Source organism: Paenibacillus litoralis (assembly GCF_046244365.1).
Taxonomy (GTDB): Bacteria; Bacillota; Bacilli; order Paenibacillales; family NBRC-103111; genus Paenibacillus_V.
The window spans coordinates 1,846,147-1,869,215 of record NZ_CP176395.1 but is presented as its reverse complement, the minus strand read 5'-3'; the positions used below and the strand labels follow the sequence as shown (position 1 = coordinate 1,869,215).

Genomic DNA, 23,069 nt, shown 5'->3' with positions numbered 1-23,069 from the left:
CTCCCGCATACGGGCACTCCCACCATTTTCCGGCCTGTCGATTGTTTTCGTCCGGACTCCGACTCCCGTCAATTCGGGGCGATCTCCGACAAAAGCACTTCACGGCCATCCTCTTCCCGGCTGCGTATGCCGGCAATGACCAATTTCATCAGCTCAACGATTTCCTCAAAGGGAAACGGCCGCTCCCCCGTCCGCAAGTAATCGATAAACGCTTGCAGCTGCGCTTTGAACGAATAGAAGGTGTCTTGGAAAGGAACGAAGGCGTGCCCCGCCGTACCGACCAGCTGCAGCAGGCCGAAGCCTCCGTACATGCTGTCATGGGCAGCCGCCACGATATCCGCTCCGCAAGCATGCTTCATATGCACGACGTTCCGCTCCGAGGTTCCGGTATTGCGGACGGAAACGAAGCCGGGACCGAAAATCGGATACATCCCCTCTAGCGCATGAATGCCGTAGCGCTCCCATGTCTTCGGCGTCGTGATCGTGGCGAACCGGATGTCCCCCAGATTGTTCGTGGACAGGCGAAACGGTGCGAACTCCTTGCTGTAGCGCATGCAGCTGGAAGACAAAATCGCTTTCCCCTGCCGTACCCACTCGGCGAACATGAGCAGATCCGGTTCGTTGTCGACAAGCGGCTTATCGACGAAAACGGGGATGCCCGCTTCCACGAAGGGACGGCAGCGCTCGACGTGCTCGTGGCCTTTATCCGTCGCGACGATGACCGCATCCACTTGCCCGATCGCATCCTCTGGCCGATGCAAGATGTTGGGAATGAGCGCTGCCCGTGATACCCGGATCGCATCGGCCGGATCGTCCGTCCAAATATGCGTGACGGCGGCGCCCGGAATACGCAGCGTCTCCTTCGGCTCTTTGTCCAAGTAAGCAGGGATGCCCGCATACGGACAATGCTTCATTTCTTCCGGATCGTACCCGTTGAACATGGCGCTCCAGGAATACGGATGCCCGTTCCCGTCCACCATGCCCAGCATGGCCAGCCGGATCGTGTCGCGCTCGATCGGCAAACCGTACGAGTCGCCGAATGTTTTGACTCCTGTCACGAGTTCGATCACTCCGTTCTTCGATTATTTTTACATTATCGTCTCTCATTGTGATACAACGTATCTATATTTACATGTTTATTATAGTCCAGCTTGCAAGGGGCTGTAAATATGAAATCTGCAGAGCCTGATTCCTGGCTGCGGCAATGGGCTCATCTTCGGAAGATGATCGCCAGGCTTCAGCTTCGTTCTGGCAGCGCTGGCAGAAGCAGCCTCGTTTTCGCTAGAAACGGGAATAGTAGCGAATAGTGAAGCGTGAAGCAAACTTTTCTAACATTTTCGGGCAAAATGGGGGCAGGTCGACGAATAGTGAATCCAGGTTCACTAACAGTGAAGCAAACTTCACTATTTTCAGGCAAAATGGAGGTATTCCTTCGAATAGTGAATCAGACGTCGCTATTTTACCGTCACATTCACTATTAGAGGTTGTTTAAAAAGCCCCCTTTTGATAACGAAGCAGAACTGTAGGTTATTCGACATCGAATCTTGAATTCATCCGGTAACTGCGGTACTCACGTAGGTTTTGCCTACGCTCCGTGTCCTCGTTCCTCGGATTCATCCAACCTTCTCGGTTCTGAAAAGTGGTCTTTTTAAACACGAACTATTAGTGACGTTTGCTTCACTATTTCACCTTTGGACTCCATTTCCGGATGAAATAGTGAATTTAGGTTCAGTAATAGCATTCCTGTAGATGCTAAGAAATCGGCTTTGTAAAGCACGAGCACCCTCTGTATAGTAGATCATGTCACGGGCAGTGACTAACAGATCCACATGGGAGGGTGCTCTACTATGAAGTTTAAACAAAGAGACGTACAAAATCAACGGATTGAACGAATTTCTACGAATCATCTCATTATCGGTATCGACATTGCCAAGGAGCGGCATGTGGCTCGTGCCGTTACTTACCGTGGATTAGAGATAGGCCGACCTGTCACGTTCGAGAATCAAGGAGAGGGCTTTGGGAAACTTTTACGATGGATCGGACAACTCCAACAACAGAAAGGCCTCTCCTCACTCATCATCGGCCTTGAACCGACCGGACATTATTGGTTCAGCTTGGCCGATTGGTTGATGGACCTTGGCCATGAGGTCGTTCTCGTTAACCCCCTGACCACAAAACGTAACAAGGAAAACCGAGATAACAGCCAATCCAAGAACGACATCAAAGACGCGCTGGTCATTGCCGATGCCGTAAGCCGTGGATATTACACCACTTACAATCGGCACGCAGCCATCTATCGGCGGTTGCGCATGGTAATGAACGACCGCGAATACTGGGTCAAGCAACTGACAAGCTTGAAGGGCCGACTTCACCGCTGGCTGGATATTCACTTTCCTGAGTACAGACTGGTATTTTCCGACTGGGAGATTGCGCGGTCAGTCGCCACGCTGAAGGCTTTCCCGCTGCCCGAAGATATCGCACCGATGACAGCTGAGCAGATGATTACCGGCTGGAAGGAAGAAGGCGGCATGAAGCGTGCAGGCGGGAAGACAGGACTAGAAACGGCCGCCAGGCTCCTCGCTGTAGCCCGTAGTTCTGTTGGGAGTAAGGTTGGATGTGAAGAAGCGCGTAAAGAAATTGCGCGGCTTGTAGAGGACTATGAACGGTTAACCGAAAGGCTAAAGGAGATGGAGCATGAGCTCGACATCCTACTTGCCCAGGTACCGGATGTGGTGAACCTACTTCGCACCATAAAGGGGCTGAGCACGCTGTTCATAGCCGCTTTATTGGCCGGATGCGGAGAGATAAGCAAGTATGCACATGGACAACAGATCCTTTCCCAAGCGGGTCTCAACTTAACGGATAACAGCTCGGGGAAATACGAAGGCAAAGTAGGAATCTCAAAACGAGGCAGGCGACAGCTGCGCAAATATCTGTATTTGGGAACCTTGTCCTTGATTACAAATAACCCGCAGTTTAAACGGTGGCACGAGCAAAACGTAAAAGAAAAGAAGATGAAAAAGCATCGCTCCGTCTTTAAACTGATCGGTAAACTAACACGGATCATGATAGGTATGGTAAAACGAGGGGAAGCCTTTCGGGCGAACGATGTACAAGAGGCTGCAGCCTAGGAGGCTCCCACTTGGGCAACATGTTTCACAAGAGGAAAGTAGCATGGGAACACAAAGGTTAGCGTACGTATTTTGGCTCATTCGCAGGATGGAAAACACATAAGCACGGAGTACCGAATGTGGGTTCACAAAGGGCACTGACCCGTTACACTAGCATTTCGGCCTCCACCTCTTGGATAGGTATAACGAAGGAATGTAAGGGCGAAGACCCGTTGAGAATTGGGAGGGTAAACCACCAAGACGATTGTGGAGTATACGTGCATCATAACGGAAATGATTGGGGATTGAGGCCTTTCCTCTATTCCCGCATACCCAAAATGATGCTCCCAACGGGTCAGGTCCTTGCCTCTACGGAAAGCCTGCTTCAAAGAATGGTGAAATCCTGCGAATGAGCGAGTATTCGTGAGATAATCACTACGAACAGAGGGAGTGAATTTACATTCATTATTTTCGGAATGGTTCGGAGGACAGTGACAATAAAAGAAATGACTAGGTAGTGGAAGCCAATATGTCGGAGTAAGGGTAGCTAAATGGGGTTGGAGTGGGAACTCGCTGAGTAGGCTAGAAGCACATTAGGTAATCGGAACTCGCTAAGTCGCCAATCGAGCAGTTAGTTTCGGCAGTGGGGACTCGCTTCGTCGGCTAGTAGAGCAGTTAAGTTAAGTCGGGGAATGCCCGTTGGAAGGTGAGCGCGCTCGGTCCTGCCACATACTTATGTATATAGCCGTGTATGTACTTTTTGAACATGCCTGGACCTATTTATCCTGATGTTGTACTTGGGCGGCCAATTCGAGGAGCGCCAAGAAAAAAACGGCTCGGCTGCAAAATTGCAACCGAAGCCGTAGCGCCATAATCCATTCATTTAAACCAGCCTTTGCGGTAAAACCAGATAAACATGCCCGCGCCGATCAGCAGCATCACGAACAGCACAAGCGGATACCCGCCCGGCCATTCCAGCTCCGGCATATGCGCGAAGTTCATCCCGTAGATGCCGGCGATGAACGTCAGCGGCATGAAGATCGTCGTAATGACGGTCAGCGTCTTCATGATCGCATTCATCCGGTTGGCGTTGATCGACATATAGCTGTCGCGCAAATCCGACGACATCTCGCGGTTCGACTCGATCATGTCGGCAAGCTTCAGCAGGTGGTCGTGAATATCGGTAAAATATTCGATATGCCCTTTCAACCCCTGAATCTTCTCCGTATAGATAACCCTATACAACAAATCGCGCATCGGGAATACCGTGCGCCTCAGCTTGCCGAGCTTGGCCCGCAATTCATATACCTCATTCATCCGCTCCCCGATTAGTTGCCCGTCGGGATTCGTCTCCAGCTGCAGCAGATCGTCCTCGATCCGCATCAAGCTCGGAAAATAATAATCGACCAGCTTATCCATAATCAAGTAGACGATGAAAATATGATCTTTTTGGGCGATCGACTTTTGAGCGCTTATTTTCTTCCATACTTCTTCCATCTCCTGCAGAGGCCTCAAATGAAACGACACGACAAAATTCGGCCCGACGAATAAATCGACCTCATCGGCAAGCAGCGTCTCCTGATTGAGCGTATGCAGCACGAAAAAATGCGCGTCGTCATAATGATCGAGTTTCGGGCGTTGCAGGAAATGCATGCAATCCTCTATCGCCAGCGGGTGGAAATGAAAAAAGCTGTCCAGTAAAGACGTCTCCTGCTCGTCGGGACTGTCGAAATCGACCCAGTACCATTTCACATCCGCATCATGGAGCCGCTCAAGCGGAATATCGCGGACGATCAGACCGTCTGCGGTAACAGCTAGCGTTCGAATCATCCGGCATCTCCCGCCCTTTCTCAAGTTAACGCCAGACGGCGTCATTCCAAGCAAACCGCTTGCTGCTTCAAGGCACAAACCTGCACCCTGCAACAAACGTTTCCAGTATATCAGAAAATATAGGCAAACGCATTTACAGGCGGGCGCATATTGGCGTATAATGCAATCAAGAAGCTTATTTAGAATTATTCTAATCTAGAGAAGGCGGTGAGCTACCATGTACGATTATCATCATCTACGCCACGTCAAAGAACAATCCACCTCCAAAAAAACGCTGTGGATCACGCTCGTGCTGACGCTGTTTTTTACGATTGTCGAAATTATCGGCGGTCTCGCATCCAATTCGCTTGCGCTCTTGTCGGACTCCGCGCACATGATTTCCGACGTGCTTGCGCTGGGTCTAAGCATGGTGGCTATTTATATGGCGACCAGGCAGCCTAACGCCCGCTTTACGTTCGGCTACTTGCGCTTCGAAATCATCGCCTCCCTGTTGAACGGACTCGCGCTTGCCATCATTGCGATCGGCATTTTCATCGAGGGCATCAAACGGATGATTACGCCGGAGGACATTCACTTTCAAACGATGATCGTCATCGCCTCGATCGGTCTCGTCGTCAATATCGTACTCACGATCGTCCTCAGCAGAAGCATGAAGGAAGAAGACAACCTGAACGTGCAGAGCGCCCTCTGGCATTTTATCGGTGACCTCTTGAGCTCGATCGGCGTCATTATTTCGGCCGTACTCATCTACTTCACCGGATTCCGCATCTTCGATCCGCTCATCAGTATGGTGATCGGCGCCATCATCTTTACGGGCGGAGCCAAAATCGTCCGCGCCTCGTACCTGATCATGATGGAGTCCGTCCCGGAAAAATTCGATCTCGACCAAATCCGCGGCGACATCGCGAAGGTCGAAGGCGTCGAGGACGTGCACGAAATGCATCTGTGGGCCGTATCGACCGACCACTACTCGCTGACGGCTCACGTATTCGTCAACGAGAACATTCAGCCGTTCTGCGTTATCCTCGCGATTAACGAAACGCTCAAAGCCAAATACGGCATCGAGCATTCGACGATTCAAATCGAGCATGCCGGCATCAACCCGCACGGAGAATACGGCAAACAGTTTCTCCGGCACCGGAACATGGCAAGGCTTCATTAAGTAAGAATCCAAAATCCCCCCGGCACAGGGGCTTCCTCGAATAGAAGGGAGCGCCTATCCCCCGTTCAGTACTTTCACCCTAAAGATGACGCTCATACCGGGCGCACTTCGACAAAAAAAAGCAGCCGCGAAGGCTGCTTCTTTGTATTCCTTACGAGTTCCTGGCGCCCGTTTATTTGCTCGCCACGGACTTGAACCACTCATTGACTTCCTTCGTGACCTGGTCGCCGCCGTTCGACTTCCAGCTCGTGACGAAATCGTCAAACGCGCTGATCGGCAATTTGCCGTAGATGATTTTATTGAAGGTTTCCATTTCGGATTGGCGCAAAAGATTCCATTTCGCAATCATCGTCGTCGTCGCCGCACCCGTAAAATAATTTTGCTTACGGACGTTCATTTGCGACATGACGACCTTCGCGGCATACCAGTTTTCCGGCTTCCGGAACTCGGCGAGCTGCTTCTCGTAAGGGGTTTCCGGCTTTTTGCCGTCCGCCAGCTTAACCAGCGTTTTCATGTAGAGATCCGGAATCCTTGCGGGGCCTGTCAGGAACGGAAAGTCGTTGTTGAAATCTTTGATTTTGTCTTTGTTGCTTGTCGGCTGTCCGTCCACGACATCCCAGTCGTACCCTTTGGCGAAGCCGAATTCGTATTTGCTTCCTGTGGACGGGTTAGCCAAGTTATCCAGCAAGAAGTTGTAGTACAGGAAAATCGCTTCCGGATGCTTGGCATCCTTGTTGATCATGATACTGCTGTTGACGCCGGAATTTTGCCATTTGGTGCCCATCTTTCCGTCAGGTCCCGCTGGTACCGGATACGCTTTGAACTTCGATCCTTTGACGTTCTTGAGCAAATCCGGAGCCGGCCAGTCGGGAACCCAGTTTGCTCCCGGCAGGACGCCCGCGTTGCCCTTGGTCCAAATTTCGGCGGATTTCCCTTCGTCCCACAGAGCCGCGTCCGGGTGGATATACCCTTTGTTCATCCACTCCTGAAGCTTCTCCAGCGCTTTTTTGGAGCCCGGATTGATCGAGCCGTATTCGAGATTGCCGTTCGCGTCTTTGTTCCACTGCTCCTGGATCGTGCCGTATGCGCCGAACAGCCAGTCGAGCGATCCCATCCAGGTGTTCGTGTTGTTTTTCATGGAAACCGCGAGCGGATAAACATCCTTCGGTGCGAGTCCGTCCGGATTTTGATTCTTGAATTTGTCCATCACGTTCTCTAATTCCGCAATCGTCTGAGGAGCTTTGAGCTGCAGCTTCTCCATCCAATCTTCCCGAAGCCACAGCATCGTATCGTCATTGTCCGTGTACTCCAGGATAGGCAGATTGTACTTCTTGCCGTTGCGCGTGAACGGGTACCACAATTCCGGATGCTGCGCCGCATGGTCTTTCCAAACTTTGTTGGCGTACTTGTCGAACAGCGCGTCGATCGCCACAAACTGTCCGGAATCGATCAATTGGTTGGTCAGCACGGGATCGGTCGGAACCGCTACGAAGTCCGGCAGCTTCTCCCCGGACGCAATCGTAAGCTGCAGCTTCTGTTTATATTGATCGCTGCCGGCCGGGTACCACGTATCTTTATGCTTGATGCCGAACTGCTCCAGCATCCAGCGGTCGTGGACGTTATTTTCCTTCGTATCGCCGTTCGTATACTTCTTTGGCATAAGTACCGTGCTGATCTCGATGGGCGGGTCGTATTTCCCTTTGTCGAATCCGGGCGCGGGTGCCGGTATGGATGCGGATGCGCTGTTGGAGCCGCCGTCCGCCGCATTCCCGTCGCCGGCATTCTTTGCATTGCAGCCCGTTACGGCGATAAGCGCGCTGCTTGCGAGCAGCAGCCAAGATTTGCGGGATCTAATCATTGTTTTTTCCCCCTACGGTGTAAGATCACTACATGTGTAACTCTACCAACTTGCCGGGGAATGTATCTATAGGATTATGTTAGTTTCCGTAGGACTCTGTTAGGCGGTTGTATGGCCGTCTCTGTATTCCTGAGGCGTGACGCCGAATTGGCGCTTAAACACTTTGATAAAATAAGCCGGGTCCAAATAGCCGACCTCCATGCTGATTTCATACACCTTTTTGTCGGTCGCCCGCAGCAGACGGCAAGCGCGCTCCATACGGAGCAAGGAAATGTAGTCGCTTATGCCTTCGCCGGTTTCGATCTTGTATATTTTGGACAGATGCGTCGGGTGCAGGTTCACATGATCGGCCAGCGCGCGCAGCGAAACGTCGAGATGCAGATTTTTCTCCGCAAAATCCTTCACCTTCTTCACGTACTGGGAACGGATATCCTTGACCTCGTTCGACGTCCCCTCCTTCAGCTTGCCGAGCACGTTCATCGACCATTTGCGGAGCTTGCCGATGGAGGAGAAGGCCTCTCCGCTCTGCAGATCGTCCATGTCCGACCCGAGCAATTTGGCCAGCGTATAGCCGTTCCGATGCGCCAGATGCGTAAACGAAGAAGCGATGACGAAGCCCGCCTCCATACAGTGCTCCCAAGACTCCGACCATCGTTCGTCGAGCTCCGCGCAAACGGCCGCCAGCTTTTCCTCCGCCGCATCCCAGCGTCCGGCCTCCAGCAGATTCATGAATACGGGAGGCATATGGATCGCATCGAGCGTTCCTTGGGAAGCCTGCTGCTCGACATCGCCGACCCGCATGACGAATTCCCGCTCTTCCCCTACGATTTGCCGGAAGTAAGCGTAAGCCTGGCGGTACCGGTCCGGCAGTTGCTCCGGGAACCGGAACCATTCGGTAATGACAATGGACAGCGATCCTTTCAAAAACTGCTTCACCTTGGACTGAAGCTGCATGGCAAGCTTCTCCAGGATCGTTTCTTTCCCTATGCCGGAGCGTTCTTCCTTAAGCTGGAGCAGAAATGCCAGATACCCATGCTCCTCTTTGACGCCCCAGACTTCCGTAAATTCCCCGATGATCTCCTCCGCCATATTGATGATCGCGTATTCCATGAGCTGCTGCCCGTTGTTTTTGTATTGGCCGAATTCCTCCTCCATGCGAACGAGCAGCAGCGCGCAGCTTCCGAACCGGAACGGCAATCCGTAATTGTCGAGTTTCCGGCTCCATTCGTCGGCCGTCAGCCGGTTTCCCCGCAAAGCCTCCAGCAGCAGCTGGCCCCGCAGAAGCGGCAGATTCTCCCGCAGGGTGAATTGGGTGCGCTCATAGGAGCTGACGCTTTCCCATTCCTGCTTCAATTGATCGATGGCGGCCTTGACCGCGCCGAACAATTCGGCATCCGTCGGCGGTTTGAGCAGGTAGTCCACCGCTTGGTGCCGGACGGCTTCTTTCGTATATTCGAAATCGGAATGACCGGACAATATAATGCATTTGATCCTTTTATCGCGCTCGCGAATTCGCTCGATCAGCTCGATCCCCGTCATCTCGGGCATAAGAACATCCGATAGGACGATATCGATCGGATGCGTTTCAAGAATCTGAAGCGCCTCGTGCGCGGAATAAGCTCTATGCACCTGCTCGATGCCGAGCGTATGCCACGGTTTGTGCATGGATAGGTTATCAACCCAATGCGCTTCGTCGTCAACGATGATCATCTGCATGTTTCATCTCTCCTTGTCCGGTTACATAGTGGGGGCGTTCAGAGGCGCCGTCGGGCTCCCAAACGATCTCCGTGCGGAATCCGCCCAGAAGCGATCTCGTGAAATGAAGTGAAGAGCTGCCGCCAAAAAGATGGACGATCCGCTGGTTCGTATTCCAGAGGCCGCAGCCCATTTCCGCTTGCAAGGGCTCCCGCATTTTGCGGTTTAACGAATCCTGCTGCTCCGGCTCCATTCCGGGACCGTCGTCATCGATAAACACCCTGCAGCAGCCTTCGGACATGGCGCCGCTGATCCGGATTTCGCCCGCTGCGTACGATTTACCGATTCCGTGCATGACCGCATTCTCGACGATCGGCTGCAGCATCAAGCGCGGGACATGCTGCCCCAGCATCTCTTCGGGAATATCGATATGGTAATGAATTCTGCCGTTCCTCAGCTTCTGAATATCCAGATAGTTGACGATCAGCTGAATTTCTTCGTCCAAAGTAGCCGTTTGCCGCTCGATTCGGGTGGTGTACCGGTAGTAGGCGCTTAGGTTGTAGGCCATCGAAACGACGGCCTCCTCATCCTTCATCTGGGCCATGTTAATAATATAACCAAGGCAATTGTATAGAAAATGCGGATTGATCTGGGCCTGCAGCTGCTTCAACGTCGCCTCCCGGGCTCGGAGTTTCTCATTGAGAACGTTTTCAATTAAATCCTGAATTTGCCTGGACATATGGTTAAACCGATGGAACAGAAAAGCAAACTCATTGTGGACATTCGGGTTGATCCGCACCGAGAAGTCCCCTCGCTGTACGCTTTGCAAACCCCGGATCAGCTTTCGGATCGGACGCTGCACGTTCCTGTAGAGCAGAACGGATGCGGAAATCCCGACTGCGAAAAGCAAGATCATCGACAAATAAAATAAATTGCGGCTCGACGAGATCGGTCCCCATATTTGATCGAGTGGTACGAGGTCGACCAGATACCATTCCAATTGGGGAGATTTCACGGCACTGACCAGATAGCTTTTCTTTTCCAAGCGGACGACCTTCTGCATCGTATCTCCCAGGGTTTGAGCGTCCAAAAAACGGACCAATTCGTCCGCCAACGGCTTGGAAGCGCTGCGGTTCAGGATCGGCGTCTCTCCCTTGTGGTAAAACAGCGGGTTTCCTTGTCCGCCCGCCTTGAACGTGTCCAGCATATTTTGGATATTTTCATGTCTAAAACTGGCTTCAACCACCAGATTGCTTCCCGTAAGCGTGCCTTGCTGACCGAAAGAATCGGTATAAAACCAATAAAACGCCTTCGGCTGGCCTGGCGGGACCGTTTGGCCGTCGCCGTAGGTCCATTTTCCCGTCATGTTCCGTTCGAGATAGTCTTCGTCATATTCGACCGCGTTGTTGGAATTGGAAATGGCTTCTTTGTTCTGCTGGGAATACACCGTAAATTGGACCGGCCATACATTCGTAATCCCGGACTGCAGCACCATCTTTTCTTGCACCACGTACCTGGTCTGCATCCGGTCGTAGCGGTCGTCCCAGATGTTCAATCCGTTGAACTTCCGGACGTTCGGATCCCGCGAAAACGTAATGACGAAATCCATCATTTGGTTGATTCTCGAATCGATCTGACTGGACAGAAAGGACAGCTGTTTGATGTTGGATACTTGCAGCTCTTTGCTTATGACGTCGGATGCCGTCCCGTTGGAATACGTAAACACGATGACGATCGGGATGAACAAGATGACGAGCAAGCCGTTCATTTTGGCGAACAAACTAAACCTCGAGCCCACCCTTCTTTTCATAAACGCAAAGCCCCTTCTCAGCTCCATGACCGATCCCCCCTGATGATGTCCCTAACAAAACCCTATCGATCCTAACAATGTCTTATAGTTCAATGCCGGATCTCGCTGATACTATATATAACAGGGATTCTTAAAATACACAAATACGTGATTAGGAGGCGGGAGAGAGCGATGGAAGCGAATACCAGACAGCAAATATCTCTCAAAGCCACCCGGAGCGGGAAAAGCAAAAACAGCCGAAAGCAGCCATGGATGCTGCATCTTATGGTTCTGCCGGCCGCTCTGTTGGTTTTCGTTTTTTCTTATCTTCCCATGTCGGGAATTGTGATGGCCTTTCAAGATTATAAAGCTGCGCTCGGCATAACCGGCTCCCCGTGGGTCGGCTTGAAGCATTTCCGCTATATGCTGGAGAATGAGTATTTTTTGAAAATTACGTGGAACACCTTGTTCTTCGCCTGCTCCAAAATCGTGATGAACCTGATCGTTCCGTTCGGCTTCGCTTTGTTATTGAACGAGGTTCGGAACATGGGGCTCAAAAGGTCGATCCAAACGTTCGTCTACCTTCCCCACTTTCTATCCTGGGTCACCCTTGCGGGAATATTGATCGACCTGCTAGCCCAAACCGGCCTCGTCAACCAGTTCCTTAGCCACGTGTTCGGCATCAAGCCGATTTTCTTTCTCGGCGACGGCAGCTGGTTCCGGTTTACGATCATCTTCAGCGATGTGTGGAAGGAATTCGGATTCAACACGATTATATTCCTCGCGGCGCTGGCGGGCATTAACCCCGCGTTGTACGAAGCGGCCGAAGTCGACGGGGCGAGCCGCTGGAAACAAACGATGCATATTACCATGCCCTCCCTCGTCCCGATTGCAATCGTCGTCGCAACTTTGGCGCTGGGCAACGTGCTGAACGCGAACTTCGACCAAGTGTTCAACTTGTACAGTCCTCTGATCTACCAGCAGGGAGACATTATCGACACCTTTGTTTACCGGGAAGGTCTGTTAAGCGGTCAATTCAGCTTCGCTACGGCGGTAGGCTTGTTCAAATCGGTGATCAGCCTGATCTTAATCGCCATATCGTACCGTCTCGCTTATCGGTTCGCCGGGTATCGCATCTTCTAGCAGGAGGTCAAAGACATGTACCACAAAACGCTGTCTTATCGCATGTTCACCCTACTTAACAACACGGTGCTGATTACGCTTTCGATTCTTTGCCTGCTGCCGATGTACCATTTGCTGATGGTATCCCTAAGCGCATCCGCTCCCGCCAATGCCGGATTGGTTACGTTTTGGCCGATCGGCTTTACGTTCGAGGCTTATGCCAAAACGTTTACCAACTCCAATTTTCTTTCATCGCTGGGCGTCTCCATACAACGGACGGTGATCGGCACGGCGCTGGCCATGCTGGTCAACGCAGTCGCCGCTTACGCGCTTTCTAAAGAAACGCGCGTTTTTCGCGCCCGCAACGTGTATCTTTGGTACTTTGTCGTCACCATGCTGTTCAGCGGCGGCCTGATTCCAACCTATATTCTTATCCTTAAGCTCGGCTTGATGAATTCCTTGCTTGCGCTTATTTTGCCGGGAATGGTAACGGTCTATAACATCATCTTGCTGCTAAACTTCTTCCGCACCGTCCCGAAGGATCTCGAGGAAGCCGCTTTTATCGACGGGGCCGGCCATTTTCGGACGTTCGTCATGATTTATCTGCCGATCTCGCTGCCGGCCATCGCGACGATTTCGCTCTTCACCATGGTCGGACATTGGAACGCTTACTTTGACGGCTTGATCTACATGAAGGATGCTTCGCGCCTTCCGCTTGCAAGTTTTATGCAAACCATCATCGTTCAACGGGATATGACGAAGTTCGATCAGTCGATGGTCGCCAATCTCTCGGAACGAACAATCCGGGCCTCGCAAATTTTTATCGGCGCCCTTCCCATCCTGCTCGTGTATCCTTTCCTGCAGCGGTACTTCGTCAAAGGGATCGCGATCGGAGCCGTCAAGGAGTGACGGAATGGGGTTGGCTTTAGCGGTAAGGAAAGGTCGAGCGGTCGGCGTGGGCGTTAGAGGGATAGGCGAGATATTGAGCGAGGCGTGGACGTCACGAGATATTGAGCGAGGCGTTACAATCGGAAGCACCGGCATACAGAGTAATTGCAAGTGTGCGATTGCGGGGGTGCGATTGCGGGGGTGTGATTGCGGGGTGCGTTTGCGGGGGTGCGATTGCGGGGTGCGATGGAGGGGTGCGATTGCGGGGGTGCGATTGCAGGGGTGCGATTGCAGGGGTGCGATTGCAGGAGCACTTACCCGCCGTCGCCCGTCGTCGCCCGCTACCGCTATTCCGCTGTCACCATACCGCTCGACAGCTTCGCCACACTGCTTTGCCTATGAGCATTTAGACGACGCCAGAGACTCTTAAATGTGCGATTATCCGAAAAATCCGCGAATTAGACGACGCCAAAGGCTCTTATATTGCAAAAAATCGGCGGGAAAGGCCTATTTGAGGCAATTAGACGACGTTAGAGGCGCTTATATTCGGTAGCGTCAAGAAGTTTGTGTAAGGTTGTAGGGGGATCCATCGGAACGATGGATAATCACTTGCTTTTTAAATGTTTGAATGTTCTGACGATTTTTTTGGCGGAGGAGGACAGAGCCCAAGCGAAGGCGCGGGAGCTGGTTTTTTATTCCTCTTTAGCTGTTGAAGCCGGATAGCGTTCCTCAAAGATCTCAGTCAGTTTTTTCTTAACCGCCGGATCTCCAAACCCACGAATGACGCGGTTCTCGAAGCGCTCATTATACTCTATGGTATCTAGATAAATGATCTTCTCGGCAGCGTCAATGTTTGTTAAGCTGTTCATTGGTTTTAGCCGCTTCCGGAATTCTTTGTTCATGCGTTCGATGGGATTCGAGGTATAAATGGCTTCTTTGATCAGCGCTGGGTACTTGTAGAAGGTGAGCAGTGTGGGAAGCTGATCCTCCCAGGACTTCATTTCCCTCGGGTACTTCTTGCCCCATTTTGCCTTTACGGTATCGAAAGCAGCCATAGCCAGATCGTGATCGAGTGCGTGGTAGATTGTTTTCAGATCGTCGATAAATTCTACCTTATCCTGCACGCGAATCTTTGGAAACGTAGACCGAACCTTGTGAACTATACAGTGCTGTACGTCAGCCTTCGGATACGTTTCACGGAAAGCGTCATCGAGCCCAGGAAGGCCGTCAAACACGCCTAACAAGACTTCCTGAGCACCGCGCTTGTACAGGTCCTTCAAGACGTCGCGCCAACCGTTCGCACTCTCTTGACCGCCTACGTAAAAGCCGAGAATCTGCCGATGTCCGTCTTCATCGATGCCCATGGCAAAGTAGATCGCTTCACCGCTAACCGTGCTGCGCTTGAGTTTGACGTACAGGCCGTCTAGGTAAATGACGGAGTAGCGTCTTTTGAGCGGCCTGGACTGCCACGCATGGATATCCTCCAGTACGGTTGCCGTAATGTTACTAACGGTGGTAGGCGAGTAATGGCTGCCAAACATGCTTTCAATGAAACGAGCAACATCGCGGGTACCCATACCGCTTTTGTACATCTGGATGACCGCCTCCTCCAGCCAACCGTCACGCCGCTGGTAAGGTTGAAACACTTGAGTCTGGAAGTCGCCGTTACGGTCCCGCGGAACCTGTAAATCCTGGATATGCCCAAACTTGGTATGGAGAGAACGTTTGTAATACCCGTTGCGGCTATTGTGCTGAGCTCGTTCGTCATCGTCCATGAAGCTATTCATTTCCGCTTTCATGATACGCTCGAGATTTTCTTGAACAAACTGAGTGACAAGATTTTCAAATAGATCGGATAGGGTTGTTTCGTGTATAGTTGCCATGAGTAGGGTTCCTTTCTTGGTGACGTCGCAATCCCGAGAATACCCTACTTTTTTGTTGCTTGACTAGGCTCCAATTCTTGGTACACAAACAATTGTACACCGTCTTATATTCGCGATTCTCCAGAAAACGACGGAATAGACGACGTCAAAGGCTCTAATTTTGCGGGGATCAGCGGGAAACCGCCGAATGGACGGAGAATCAGAGGAATTGACGGGAATCCGCTGAACAGGCAGGATGAGCATACTCTTCTCGCCGAAACTGAAAACCAAAAAGCCGATTAGAACATCGAAAAGTTCTAATCGGCTTCTGTTTTTTCCCCTAGACGAAAATCACTCCGAAACATCGGCCGCGCCGACTTACAGGTTCCAGTCCAGCTTCACTTCGCCGCCGGTGCGCGACGATTCATAGATGGCGTCCAGAATCAAGTTGTTGGCGAGGCCCGTCATAACCGACGTAAGCGGCTCTTGGCCGGTCCGAATGCACTCGAGGAAGTGCTTGCACATCCGGCGGCGGGAGCCTTCGTCGTTAGCAGGCGTGGCGAGCTCGACTTCCATCGCTTTATCGAACTTCTCGGTCAAATATTTGCCGTTATCGCCCGCCAAATAAGCGCCGCCCTCAGAGCCCATCAAGTGAATGAACGGCGTGCTGTCCGTGTTCATATGCACGGCCCAGCTTACTTCCAGCGTCAGCGTGCTGCCGTCTTCCATACGGATCAGCGCCGTCGCCAAGTCTTCAACGTCATAGACGCCGTCCCAGTTCGGCGTTCCCCAGTTTCCGATGCCCTTGCGCTGCGGTCCGAATTCCGCGTATGTGGCGCCATAGACGGCAACCGGCTTCGGATTGCCCATTAAATGAAGCGCGAGATCCAGCATATGCACGCCGATGTCGATCAGCGGACCGCCGCCGGATACTGCCATTTGGGTGAACCAGGTCCCCCAGCCGGGAATGCCTTTCCGCCGGTACCAGCCGGTTTTGGCCGTATAGATGCGGCCCAATTCGCCCCGTACGACCTGCTCCTTAATCTGCATGGCCAAATACTCGAAACGGCGCTGATGGCCGACCATCACGATACGTCCCGTTTTTTGCTGCACGCGCACAATCTGCTTCGCATCCGCCGCATTAAGACCCATCGGCTTCTCCAGCAAAACATGCTTGCCCGCCTCCATAGCTGCGACCGCGAGCGGTGCATGGAATTTGTTCGGTACCGCGACGATCACCGCATCGACCTCGTCGCTTCCAATCAATTCCTCCGCCGTCCGGTATACGTTCGGAATGCCGTATTCCTTGGCTCTCTGCTCGGCAAGCGGCAGCGCTACGTCCGTAATCGCCGTAATTTCACATTCGTCCTGAAGCTTCAAATAGTCGTTAATGTGTACATTGGCGATATTTCCGGCCCCAATTATCCCGATCCGGATTTTACTTATCGTCGTCATCCGTTATCCCCCTCGTTCGTGACCACACGTATATGAGCTGCTTGTGTAATCATAGCATAAGGGAAAACAAATAGGGATACGGGATATTGGCCTGGCTGTATGCGATTGTGGCCTATCTGATTAAGGACAGGCGCCCGGAGCGCCTTAGCATTTCGATCATATAGGCTGCACGGGTATCCCACGAATGCGATTTGGCGTACTCCCGCAGCTTGGCGCTATACCGGGAATCCGCGGTCAAGCGCAGCGCTTCATCCAGTTGGACGGCAAACTGTCCCGGTTGCTTGGCGGCATGCACGTAGGGGTGCTGTGCGCATTTGGGCAGATCCGTCGTTACGACGGGACGTCCCGCGGCCATATATTCATACATTTTGAGCGGAAAAGCGGTAATCGTCGACTCGTTGATTCGAAAAGGAATCGTCCCGACGTCGAAGAAGGGCAGGTAGTTCGTTAATTCCTCGTAAGGCTTCGCTCCCAAATAAGTAACGTTCGGCCTCTTGATCAGCTCCGTCTCTTGAAGCTTTCCGTCCATATCCGGTCCGATTAATACGAATTGATACTTCGGACGCGCATCTGCCGCATGCTGGAGCATTTCATAATCACACCAGGAGGCGAATCCCCCAAAATAACCGATGACCGGCCTGCCTGAGAACACGATTGCCGATATGTCGTCCGGAACGAGACCTTGCCGGTAAGTAACGCGGCTAAAAAAAGGATAGTCGATGCCGTCCGGGCAATAAACGGTATCCGGTCTTTTTTGCCTCGCTTTCCATAGCAGCTGATCGTCGGAAGCGAGGACGAGCGATGCCCCTCCTAGCAGGAAGCGATGTGCATGCTCCGTATACGCGTCGATATTTCCTCCCGACAAGACTTCACCCGGATAGTCGCGAAAATCGTAGATCACATCCGGATTATTCAGTTTCATGATGCCGTGTCCGATTGTCGGATGATTGAAAAACATGATAGGTTTATTCAACCTGCGAAACGCGCGCATCGGTATATTGGAGACATACAAATGACTGCCGATCCGGTGAAAGCCTTCCGCATACCGGTCGTAGCGGTCATTCGGCGTCATGAAGAAAGTCAAATAGTCCGCTCTTGCAAACGCCTGCGCCAAATGATGGACTCTTTGCAGCTGCGGAGCTCGCCAATCCGTCGTTGGCGGAATGAGCACGATCCCCTTATGAGGAACCTGCGTCATGATCTGCTCGAGATGCTCCTGCCAAGCGTCGTTCGCTCCGCCGGAAGGCTTGCGCGTACCCGACGAACGCGATCCGGCAGATACTCCCCCCTGTTGCTTGCGGCTCGAAACGGTCGCCGTCCCTTCGGCCTTCGGATTGCGGCCTGACGACCATGCGAGCGGAACGCTTTGCGTTGCCCGGTCGTTCGGCCATTCGAGCGGCTCAAGCCGGCCTTTGCCGCTCGCAGGCGATTCTATTCGCCGCCTACGCTCAACCGCCGGTTTACTCGGCGCTTTGCGTCCCGCGGCGGATGCCAGCGCTTCGCTCGGCGCCTTGCGTCCCGCGGCGGATGCCGGCGCTTCGCTCGGCGCCTTGCGTCCCGCAGCGGATGACAGCGCTTCGCTTGACGCCTTGCGTCCCGCGGCGGATGCCGGCATTTCGCTTGACGCCTTGCGTCCCGCGGCGGATGCCGGCGCTTCGCTTGGCGCTTTGCGTCCCGCGGCGGATGCCGGCGATTCGCTCGGCGCCTTGCGTCCCGCAGCGGATGACGGCGCTTCGCTTGACGCCTTGCGTCCCGCGGCGGATGCCGGCATTTCGCTTGGTGCCTTGCGTCCCGCGGCGGATGCCAGCGCTTCGCTTGGCGCTTTGCGTCCCGCAGCGGATGCCGGCGCTTCGCTCGCAGCGCCCGGCTCCGCTTCCTTCTTCGCTTCCGGCCCGGCCGTATTCGCCGGTTTCCGCCGCAGCGTTGCCGCCATCCTGTTGCGCGGCGTAACGGAGCGCCGGCTTGACGCTGCCGGCTTCGCCTTTTTTTCGTCATCCGGTGGCAGCAGGACAACTGGCACGGATACGCGCGGAACGTACAATAGCACGCGATTCATCTTGCGGCTTAAACGGAGGCTCGTGGAAGGCCGGTTCGTATTCATCGTATCAGTCACCTCTTCTCGATTCATGGCTCACACGAATAACTTGTCAACGGCAGCCGATTTTTGTAAAATGCGTTGTACTTGCACTTTCGCATTCGTCATAATCCTTTAACGGGAGTTGGATTCGTTGTGGTTTATCGTTGCCGTCCTAAGCGCCGTTCTGTTCGGCACGGCCGGCCTGCTGATGAAGATTTCGCAAATGCAGAACGGCTCGATTTCGCACTTGCTCGTCGGCCTGTATGCTTCCGGTTCTGCCGGATTTCTCATAAACCTTTTATTTCACAGTCCGACAGGCTGGGATCATGCCGCCCTTTGGATCGGAGGGCTTGCCGTAGGCTTAGGATCCGCCTGGGGCAATCTCGTCTTCATGAAGGCGCTGAATTACGGGCCTGCCAGCCTGACATCTCCGCTCACCAATATGAATATCGTTCTCGTCATCGGCCTGTCGGCCTTCTGGTATGGCGAAACGTTCGGAATAGCCGAACTGACGGGTATCGCCTTGCTGCTTGCAGCTGTCGTGCTGCTGTCTATCCGTGGGAAAGAGCCTCTATCGATTGCGGAGAAAAGATGGTTTCTGCTCGTCGCACTGGCGACCTTGCTGTTTACGTTCCGAAACGGCGGGCTTAAGGTGACGGAAGAGCTCGGCCTCGCCAATACGCAAGTGCTCCTCATCGGTTATGTGCTTTCACTCGTCTGGTTTATTGCCACGAGCATAGACCGGCGGCCAAGAGGCACCCGTCCGGCGCTCGATCCAAAGGCTGCGCTCAGCGAAGCCCGGCACGCGGCGCGTGTAGGACTTCGCTGGGGTCTGGCCGCAGGCGCTTTCTCCTACGGCGGGCTGCAGCTGTACGCCTTTGCGCTGGAGCTCGGCAAAGCCGGCATTGTGGCGCCGATATTCGCCACGAACGGCCTGGTAACGGCGCTCGGCTCCATCGTACTGTTCCGAGAGCGCCTAACGCGATTACAAGCTTTCGCGCTTGCCTGCCTATTCGCCGGACTCGTCTGCGTTAGGCTGTAGCGCAAGTTTTGTGGCTAGTGCGGCCGCGTATTCACTTCCAGCAGCCAAGGCTGCCCGCTCTGATCGAGCGCGAAGTCGAAGCCAAGCTCGCCGACGCCCGGAAAGGCGTGCTCCATCAGCTTGACGCAAGTGTAGCTGAGGGTCTTCAGCTCGCGCTTTTTGTCCGCCACCGGTTGCTCCGGCAGGGAACCGCTTAGCGCCTTCGCGAATTTCAGCAGCTCGCCTCCCTTGCACAGGTTCGTCACGAACAGTCCTCTTCTCGCCAGCCGCCCGACGATCGCCCGAATTTGCCACTTGCCGGACGGCAGCTTCACCAGCTTCACCCGATAGTCGATCGGCCTGCCGTTGATCGAGGCTAAATGAATGCCCTGCTGAATCAAATACCTTCTTCTTCTGCGCCGCCGATTCACGAATCCTACGACCGCTCCGAAGCTTTTCAGAGTAACGTTGCGCGAGCCTTGCGAGCATAAATATCCGTTTTCGTTTTTCTCCACGCGCAGGAGCCCGCCTCCGCCTGTGCCGATAACAGGCTTCAAGACAACCATACCGTGCTTGTCAAGCATGAGCTGAAGCTGGTCATGACGGTAAAAGCATGTCTCCGGAATGTGTTTGGCAACCGCTTCGTTCTTTTGCAGCACCGACTGTTTCACCCATTTGCTTGCAATTGCCCTGCTCAATTGTCCACACCTCCAGCACTTGTCACGATAACGTTCTTTACCAAAATATCCATAAGGGCTTGCACCCGCCTGTACAGATACCCCCATTTGTCAGAAAAAGGCGAATGCGTACTACCCCCCGCGATAATTGCCGCCCTTCAAAAAACAAAACCGCCTGAAGGCTGCATCGGCAGCATCAGACGGTTCCGGTTTTCCGGGGGATGTTACAAGCATCGATCGGTGAAACGCACGATCAAAGGCTGTAAGGGTAAGCATGACCGATTGATCAGTAGGGTAAGCTTATCTTCCTTCCGGTTCATTTCCTCCGTATCCAGCGTCACCCACGTTCCATCCTCCTGTAAGCAATGAGCAAATTTTTTATTCCAGCTTGCATCGATCGTGAGCGTTATCTTTTCCAGCGGATCCAAACTCATATTAAAAACGGCAACCCGCTTATCTCCCGATTCCGAGTGCTCTTGTGCGCTCACGAATACATTCGGATCCTTCGCCGCATAAACCGGCAGGTTGTTCCGGCTCAGCCACTCCACAATGCCTCTTATCTGTTCCTTGCGCTTATAGTTGTACACGGAAGCCGAGACATTTTGCTTCAGGTCATAAGCAATGACCGCTACGCGACCGCCGAGACGGTTTTCATAAAGAATGGTGGCAGGAGCGACGGCTTGTCCGTCTTCATCCCTGAAATCGGACAAAACCTGGACGGCTTCATCCTTCGCATGAATGCGAAACACGCTGGAGTGCTGCTGCACGGCGAGGGAAAGATTGTGGAAATACATTCTTGAGCCCGACGTATACTCCCTCCACCCGGTAAGCTCCGTCAGTTGCTCGCTGACAATCGTATCGCCGATCGTACTCTCGAGCTCCGTAATCTCCACACCCAGCAGGTCCCCATAGCCTCTCCGGCAAGCATACATGGCCGCCAGCCCGTCAAGAAATACTCCGCTGCCAAGAATCTCGCTCATTTCCGCATCCGATAAATCAAGGATATCTTCCCCGCAGATCATTACCGGCCCTTTCTCCGAATGAATCGAATAAGGAATTCCCGACTTGCCCAGAACGGATGCCCAAGGCGTAGCCACATGCAAAGGAACCTCGTTCCCGACAAGAGGACGGTAAACATGCGCGAGCGGACGATACATAATCCGCGGTCCTGCCATTCGGAAACCCGCAGCGGAACGCCTCAATTCGGTAAAAAAGGCGCTGTTCTTAGCGATCATCCTGTAGTAGCCCTCTTCCTCGGTAGGTCCGTCCGTATACTGGGTCACGTATGACAATGAACCGTCCAGACCATAGAACAAGGCCAAAGTAATCAAGGCGCGCAGCTTAGCGGCCGAGAAAAAAATCGGGAATGAGGAAAAGGATCCGATTCATGAATGAGCTCGATTTCCTTGCTAAGCGTCTCCTTGGAGTGCAGCATATGGAAGGTTAAAGAAGCGAAGTTATCCGCAGTATCTCTATTATAGTCGCTGCCGAACAAGCGAACGAATGGCTTCGTGCGTCCGGCGAGAGCCTTGGCCACCGCTTCCGTGATGTCTCCTTCCAAATCGCTGACCCCTGGCTGACAAAGCGCCATACGGGTGTCCGGCGATACCTCGTCTACGGCGCTCCGCATGCTTTGGGCCAGCTCCACGAGGGAGTCCTTCATCAGTCCCGCCCATGCTTTGCGATATTTCGCGGATCGCTCGCCTCCGGAACGAAATACGGCTTCCAGCTCCTCCCTGGAAACCTCTTTGCCGATTATTGCGGCAAAACGCTTCAGGTGCAGCGGACAGAAGCAGCCGAACTTCACCACATCTTGGTTGCTCAATCGATAATCGTCTTCGAAAAAAATATTAGGAGGTGCGCCCCTTCTCACGACCGTTTGAAGGTAGGTGCCCATCGACGCCGCAAATTGCTTATCCAGCGGGCAGTGAGCCGACTTGGAGACGGCGCCGTCAATGCCGACTATTTTTTGCACAGGCAAGGCCCCGTTAGGCAGCTGCGGCACTACGGATAAGCTTGGCGCACACCACCATCCAACCTCGATCCCGTCTGCAGCCAAACTCCTCCTTATCTCGCCAAGGAGGTCGCCGAATTTCTCGAATGCCTGGATGACGGTTTGCCCTTTGGCTTCTCCGTCCCACACCGGAAAAACAAGGATAAACCTCCTTAAGCCCGCTTCGCGATTCAGTTTTCTTATGGCATTCAGCATATCTTCTTTCTTTTCCTTGACGAATAAGAAAGGAACGATCGGATCGAATACATAGTCTTTTTCCGTCACCACACATACGCCCCTTCAAACAAAAATAGTAGGAAATGGTGTTCAGCTTGCCCGTCCACTAGAAATGGAATGAAGCTACATCGCCATCATATGTCAGCGCTTTTTCGTTGTCAACAATTATTTAGTCATTTGTGGATTGTCAACAATAAAAAACGCATTCCTGCTATATGCAGAAAATACGTTTCACAGCCGCACTTGCGGGAACCCGGGCAGTAAAACATGCAGCAGCCGCCCGGTTCACGGCC

Annotated in this window: 16 protein-coding genes; 5 read left to right on the top strand and 11 right to left on the bottom strand. The window is 53.1% G+C overall.

From position 1 onward, the window contains the following. Positions 1 to 68: 68 nt before the first annotated feature. The gene (locus tag ACKGJP_RS07720) at positions 69 to 1,058 is read right to left on the bottom strand and encodes a Gfo/Idh/MocA family oxidoreductase (protein ID WP_409345082.1); all 990 of its coding nucleotides are present in this window, start codon (positions 1,056 to 1,058) and stop codon (positions 69 to 71) included. Between the two features lie 789 nt (positions 1,059 to 1,847). Here ACKGJP_RS07720 and ACKGJP_RS07715 point away from each other — a divergent pair. After that, positions 1,848 to 3,131: an IS110 family transposase gene (locus tag ACKGJP_RS07715; RefSeq protein WP_409342688.1), complete on the top strand. Its 1,284-nt coding sequence runs from the start codon at positions 1,848 to 1,850 to the stop codon at positions 3,129 to 3,131. 858 nt (positions 3,132 to 3,989) lie between these two features. Here ACKGJP_RS07715 and corA read toward each other — a convergent pair. Further along, positions 3,990 to 4,940, bottom strand: a complete 951-nt coding sequence (gene corA / locus ACKGJP_RS07710; protein ID WP_409345081.1) for a magnesium/cobalt transporter CorA — start codon at positions 4,938 to 4,940, stop codon at positions 3,990 to 3,992. Positions 4,941 to 5,157: 217 nt separating this feature from the next. On the opposite strand from corA, the gene ACKGJP_RS07705 reads away from it, so the two are divergent. Continuing rightward, positions 5,158 to 6,102, top strand: a complete 945-nt coding sequence (locus tag ACKGJP_RS07705) for a cation diffusion facilitator family transporter (protein ID WP_409345080.1) — start codon at positions 5,158 to 5,160, stop codon at positions 6,100 to 6,102. A gap of 172 nt (positions 6,103 to 6,274) precedes the next feature. Here the strand turns inward: ACKGJP_RS07705 and ACKGJP_RS07700 are convergent, their stop codons facing one another. The 3 genes from ACKGJP_RS07700 to ACKGJP_RS07690 form a co-directional block, all read right to left on the bottom strand. After that, positions 6,275 to 7,960 carry an ABC transporter substrate-binding protein gene (locus ACKGJP_RS07700; protein ID WP_409345079.1) on the bottom strand — a complete coding sequence of 562 codons (1,686 nt, stop codon included), beginning with the start codon at positions 7,958 to 7,960 and terminating at the stop codon, positions 6,275 to 6,277. Positions 7,961 to 8,059: 99 nt separating this feature from the next. Further along, the gene (locus ACKGJP_RS07695) at positions 8,060 to 9,676 is read right to left on the bottom strand and encodes a response regulator (RefSeq protein ID WP_409345078.1); all 1,617 of its coding nucleotides are present in this window, start codon (positions 9,674 to 9,676) and stop codon (positions 8,060 to 8,062) included. Further along, positions 9,657 to 11,492: a sensor histidine kinase gene (locus tag ACKGJP_RS07690; protein WP_409345077.1), complete on the bottom strand. Its 1,836-nt coding sequence runs from the start codon at positions 11,490 to 11,492 to the stop codon at positions 9,657 to 9,659. The genes ACKGJP_RS07695 and ACKGJP_RS07690 overlap by 20 nt, the downstream gene beginning before the upstream one ends. Positions 11,493 to 11,636: 144 nt before the next feature. Between ACKGJP_RS07690 and ACKGJP_RS07685 the strand changes: the two genes are divergently transcribed. Both ACKGJP_RS07685 and ACKGJP_RS07680 read left to right on the top strand, forming a co-directional pair. Continuing rightward, positions 11,637 to 12,587, top strand: a complete 951-nt coding sequence (locus ACKGJP_RS07685; protein ID WP_409345076.1) for an ABC transporter permease — start codon at positions 11,637 to 11,639, stop codon at positions 12,585 to 12,587. Between the two features lie 15 nt (positions 12,588 to 12,602). Further along, positions 12,603 to 13,475, top strand: coding sequence for a carbohydrate ABC transporter permease (locus tag ACKGJP_RS07680; RefSeq protein ID WP_409345075.1), 873 nt, complete (start codon positions 12,603 to 12,605; stop codon positions 13,473 to 13,475). A 671-nt stretch (positions 13,476 to 14,146) separates the two neighbouring features. Here ACKGJP_RS07680 and ACKGJP_RS07675 read toward each other — a convergent pair. The 3 genes from ACKGJP_RS07675 to ACKGJP_RS07665 form a co-directional block, all read right to left on the bottom strand. After that, on the bottom strand, positions 14,147 to 15,337 hold the full coding sequence (locus ACKGJP_RS07675; protein ID WP_409345074.1) for an IS256 family transposase: 1,191 nt from the start codon (positions 15,335 to 15,337) through the stop codon (positions 14,147 to 14,149). A gap of 357 nt (positions 15,338 to 15,694) precedes the next feature. Beyond that, positions 15,695 to 16,771 (bottom strand): Gfo/Idh/MocA family protein, encoded by a 1,077-nt coding sequence (locus ACKGJP_RS07670; protein ID WP_409345073.1) that lies wholly within the window; start codon positions 16,769 to 16,771, stop codon positions 15,695 to 15,697. A gap of 112 nt (positions 16,772 to 16,883) precedes the next feature. Beyond that, positions 16,884 to 18,872 (bottom strand): glycosyltransferase, encoded by a 1,989-nt coding sequence (locus ACKGJP_RS07665; RefSeq protein ID WP_409345072.1) that lies wholly within the window; start codon positions 18,870 to 18,872, stop codon positions 16,884 to 16,886. Positions 18,873 to 18,999: 127 nt separating this feature from the next. On the opposite strand from ACKGJP_RS07665, the gene ACKGJP_RS07660 reads away from it, so the two are divergent. After that, positions 19,000 to 19,890 (top strand): EamA family transporter, encoded by an 891-nt coding sequence (locus ACKGJP_RS07660; protein WP_409345071.1) that lies wholly within the window; start codon positions 19,000 to 19,002, stop codon positions 19,888 to 19,890. A 14-nt stretch (positions 19,891 to 19,904) separates the two neighbouring features. On the opposite strand, the gene ACKGJP_RS07655 is transcribed toward ACKGJP_RS07660, so the two are convergent. From ACKGJP_RS07655 to ACKGJP_RS07645, 3 genes are all read right to left on the bottom strand, one after another. Then, a complete protein-coding gene (locus ACKGJP_RS07655) occupies positions 19,905 to 20,567 on the bottom strand; it encodes a YheC/YheD family protein (protein ID WP_409345070.1) in 663 nt (220 codons plus the stop codon). A 203-nt stretch (positions 20,568 to 20,770) separates the two neighbouring features. After that, positions 20,771 to 21,877, bottom strand: a complete 1,107-nt coding sequence (locus tag ACKGJP_RS07650) for a hypothetical protein (RefSeq protein ID WP_409345069.1) — start codon at positions 21,875 to 21,877, stop codon at positions 20,771 to 20,773. Beyond that, on the bottom strand, positions 21,874 to 22,827 hold the full coding sequence (locus ACKGJP_RS07645; protein WP_409345068.1) for a hypothetical protein: 954 nt from the start codon (positions 22,825 to 22,827) through the stop codon (positions 21,874 to 21,876). Before ACKGJP_RS07645 ends, ACKGJP_RS07650 begins: the two co-directional genes overlap by 4 nt. Between the last annotated feature and the right edge of the window lie 242 nt (positions 22,828 to 23,069).